The sequence below is a fragment of the Natronospira sp. genome, assembly GCF_007134575.1.
In the GTDB taxonomy this organism is placed as follows: Bacteria; Pseudomonadota; Gammaproteobacteria; order Natronospirales; family Natronospiraceae; genus Natronospira; species Natronospira elongata.
The window spans coordinates 1-3,008 of record NZ_SLKM01000101.1 but is presented as its reverse complement, the minus strand read 5'-3'; the positions used below and the strand labels follow the sequence as shown (position 1 = coordinate 3,008).

Genomic DNA, 3,008 nt, shown 5'->3' with positions numbered 1-3,008 from the left:
CTGGGCGATCATATTGCGCTCCAGGCCATGGTCAGCGATATGCAGCGCAATCGGCAGATGGCTTACCTGCGCCTTTCCGACCACCGGGGGGAGGTCGTGGCCAGCAGTGAGGAAGGCGAGCTGGGTGAGTCGGTGGGCGAATTGCAGCGGGGCAAGACTGAGCTTCGGGATGAGGATGGTCGGCGGGTGGCTTTCTACCGGGAAGGGGAAGCCGAGCGTTACCTGTTCGAAGCCCCCATACTTTTTCGGGACCGGGTCGTGGGTGAGCTGGCGTTGGGAATCTCCGCCCGGCCCCTGGCCAATACGCTGAGGACCAGTGTCATGGCCATGGCCGTGCTGATGCTGGCCACGTTGTTAACGGTGCTGTTGGCAGCCTATGTGCTGTCCCGTCGCTTGCGCATTCTGCTCAGGGTGCTGGGCAGTGCCATGGATCGCCTGGCTGGCGGGCACCCGGAACACCGAATTCATCTACGCCGTCGTGATGAATTCGGAGAACTCTTTGCCCGTTTCAATCTGATGGCTGAGACGCTGGAAGCCACGCGTCAGTCGACAAGCGACTCTGATTCGCCAGCGGGACCGCCCGAGGGTGGGCGACAGTCCTTGCAAGGTCGGGAAGATACCCGACGAAATCCTCGCTAATCCGTGGGGGTCTTAGGGTTCGATGCCTTCCAGGCGATGCTGTAGCTCCACGGCCCGGGCCCGGTAGAGCTGAGCCGGCTCGAAGTCCGGGTCGATGGCCAGCAGCGTGTCCCAGAGCTCAATGGCTACCTCCAGGTCCTGGTTTCGATACCGAATAACGGCATCCCGGTGTATTTCCGGGACCACCGTTTCCTTCAGGTTCTCAAGCCCCTGCTGTGCCCCTTCATGGGTCGGCGACAGGGTCAGGGCCTCCCGAAAGGCATCAGCAGCATCAGCCGGCTTCTGATCCCGGAGGGCACGGCCTTGAGCCCAATGCCATTCCGCCCGAAGCTCATCCAACCAGGCTCGCCAATGGTCGCTTGCAGGATGGTCGCTGGCAGCGGCAATGCGTGATTCCGCGGCATCCAGTTCTCCCGTATCCAGCGCCGCCTGAATGTGGCCCTGGTGAGCCTGGCCGAGCAGCTCGGCTTCATCCAGGGCCAGGTCGGCGGCGTCTTCCTGATAGAGCGCCATCACCGCCTGCCAGTCCTCAGCTTCCAGGTATCGATACCCCTGCAGGCTGCGATCCATGCGAGCCGATGCCTGACCCGGTCCCTCTCGGTAACTGCCGGGAATGCTCAGCTGCTGGCCGACCCGCAGGCGGGAAGGGTCCTGAATATCGTTGTAGCGGGCAAGAATGAAGAACTGCTGATGGTCACCCAGAAAACGCTGGGCCAGCACCGAGAGTGACTCCCCCGGGCGGACGGAATACTGGAAGCTCTCAGCGCCCAGATATTCCTCGGGATCGGCCTCAATCTGCCGAAGCAGGTCCTGGGCGATAGGATCATCGGGGTTGTGATCAAGCTGTCGCCGCAGCTTGTCAGCCGCTCTATCGGCCTCGCCCCGCTGCAACAGCCCCAGAACCCGGGAGGCGCTGAAGTCCTCCGCATCGGTTTCCATTTCTTCCGGCGGCGCGGGGTCGTCCCAGCGGGTCCACTCCGGTGGTTGCGCGCATGCGGAAAGCAATGCAAGCAGCATGCCCGCAAGAAGGGTAGAGGACAGTGCGCTTTGTCGGGGCAAGAGTCTGGCCATGGCTGCCGAAGATATCCAAAGCAGAGGGTCTTCTCCAGTATACGCGTTTGCCGTTTCCAGTGAGCCAGGTGGCCCGCTCCTCGCCACCCGGCTTGATCCGGGTCAAGCCGGATGCTGCCGATTCGGGCGACAATTGGCTGTGGCTTTGTGAAGTAGACAGAGGAGCGAGTGCAATGGTGAATGCAGACCACTTCAAGCGCCGGTTGACGGAACGGAGAGAGGCCCTTCTGAAGGATATTCGCCGCCATCTGGAAGAAGACTCCGCCGCGCGGCAATCCGCCGGCCTGAGAGAAGTCATGGACACCAAGGATGGCTCTTTCCAGGAGGCCACGGCCACGATCCGCCAGGCCGGCTTGATGCTTGAGGCTGAAGAGCTGGAGGATATTCAGGCAGCACTTGGACGGCTGGACCGGGGCCATTATGGTGTCTGCATTGTCTGTGAAGAGCCGATTCCCGAAAAACGCCTGGAAGCCTGGCCCACTGCCAAGCGGTGTCGGCCCTGCCAGGAGGAGCGGGAAGCGGAAAAAGCACGCGGTCGCTGAACCACTGATGGGAGGCATGGGCTGAGATGGACCCTGAATTCTGGCGTGAGCGCTGGCACAGCGAGCAGATCGGTTTCCACGAGGGGCACGTTAATGCTCACCTGCGGCAATTTTGGCAGCACCTTGACGCCCGTCCCGGCGAAAAGGTGCTGGTGCCTCTGTGTGGCAAGGCCCATGACCTGGCCTGGCTACGAGACCAGGGTTGTTATGTCATCGGTGTTGAACTGAGTGACCTGGCCTGCGCGGCCTTCTTCGCCGAGCGGGGCATTGAACCGGCGGAAAGTTCGGGGCAGCGCTTTACCTGCTACCGCCATCGGGATATCGAGCTGTGGTGCGGGGATTTCTTTGACCTGACCGCCGATGATATAGGCCTTGTGGAGCTGGTCTACGACCGGGCAGCCTTGATTGCCCTGCCGCCTGCAATGCGCCAACGCTATGTGGACCACCTTCAAGCGATCACCGGGCCGGCGACACGCAGTCTGCTGATCACTCTGGATTATCCCGAGCAGCCGGGCTTTCAGGGCCCGCCCTTCAATGTCAGCGACCAGGAGGTCGAACAGCTCTACTCGGCCAATCACGACATCGAGCGAATCCATCACAGCCGCCTGCGCGAGGACGATGGCCTGCGCAAGCGGGGTCTCGAGGGCGGTACCGAGAGTGTTTTCCACTTGCGCAGGCGTTGATGTGGCTTCAACTGCCGCGTGGACGCGTGGCCAGCTGGACCTCCAGGGCGCGTAGCAGGCGGTTTCGGTCTAT

Annotated in this window: 4 protein-coding genes; 3 read left to right on the top strand and 1 reads right to left on the bottom strand. The window is 62.1% G+C overall.

Features of this window, described 5'->3' with window-relative positions:
• Positions 1-639: HAMP domain-containing protein (locus ACJWXQ_RS04060; RefSeq protein ID WP_406672210.1), on the top strand; the 639-nt coding region annotated here is incomplete at its 5' end.
• A 12-nt stretch (positions 640-651) separates the two neighbouring features.
• On the opposite strand, the gene ACJWXQ_RS04055 is transcribed toward ACJWXQ_RS04060, so the two are convergent.
• Entirely contained in the window at positions 652-1,710 is a 1,059-nt protein-coding gene (locus tag ACJWXQ_RS04055; protein ID WP_406672209.1) for a LysM peptidoglycan-binding domain-containing protein, read from the bottom strand.
• A gap of 173 nt (positions 1,711-1,883) precedes the next feature.
• Here ACJWXQ_RS04055 and ACJWXQ_RS04050 point away from each other — a divergent pair, with 173 nt between their 5' ends.
• Both ACJWXQ_RS04050 and tmpT read left to right on the top strand, forming a co-directional pair.
• Positions 1,884-2,252 (top strand): TraR/DksA C4-type zinc finger protein, encoded by a 369-nt coding sequence (locus tag ACJWXQ_RS04050; RefSeq protein ID WP_346051834.1) that lies wholly within the window; start codon positions 1,884-1,886, stop codon positions 2,250-2,252.
• Positions 2,253-2,278: 26 nt separating this feature from the next.
• Positions 2,279-2,935 (top strand): thiopurine S-methyltransferase, encoded by a 657-nt coding sequence (gene tmpT / locus ACJWXQ_RS04045; RefSeq protein WP_346051836.1) that lies wholly within the window; start codon positions 2,279-2,281, stop codon positions 2,933-2,935.
• The last annotated feature ends 73 nt before the right edge of the window (positions 2,936-3,008 follow it).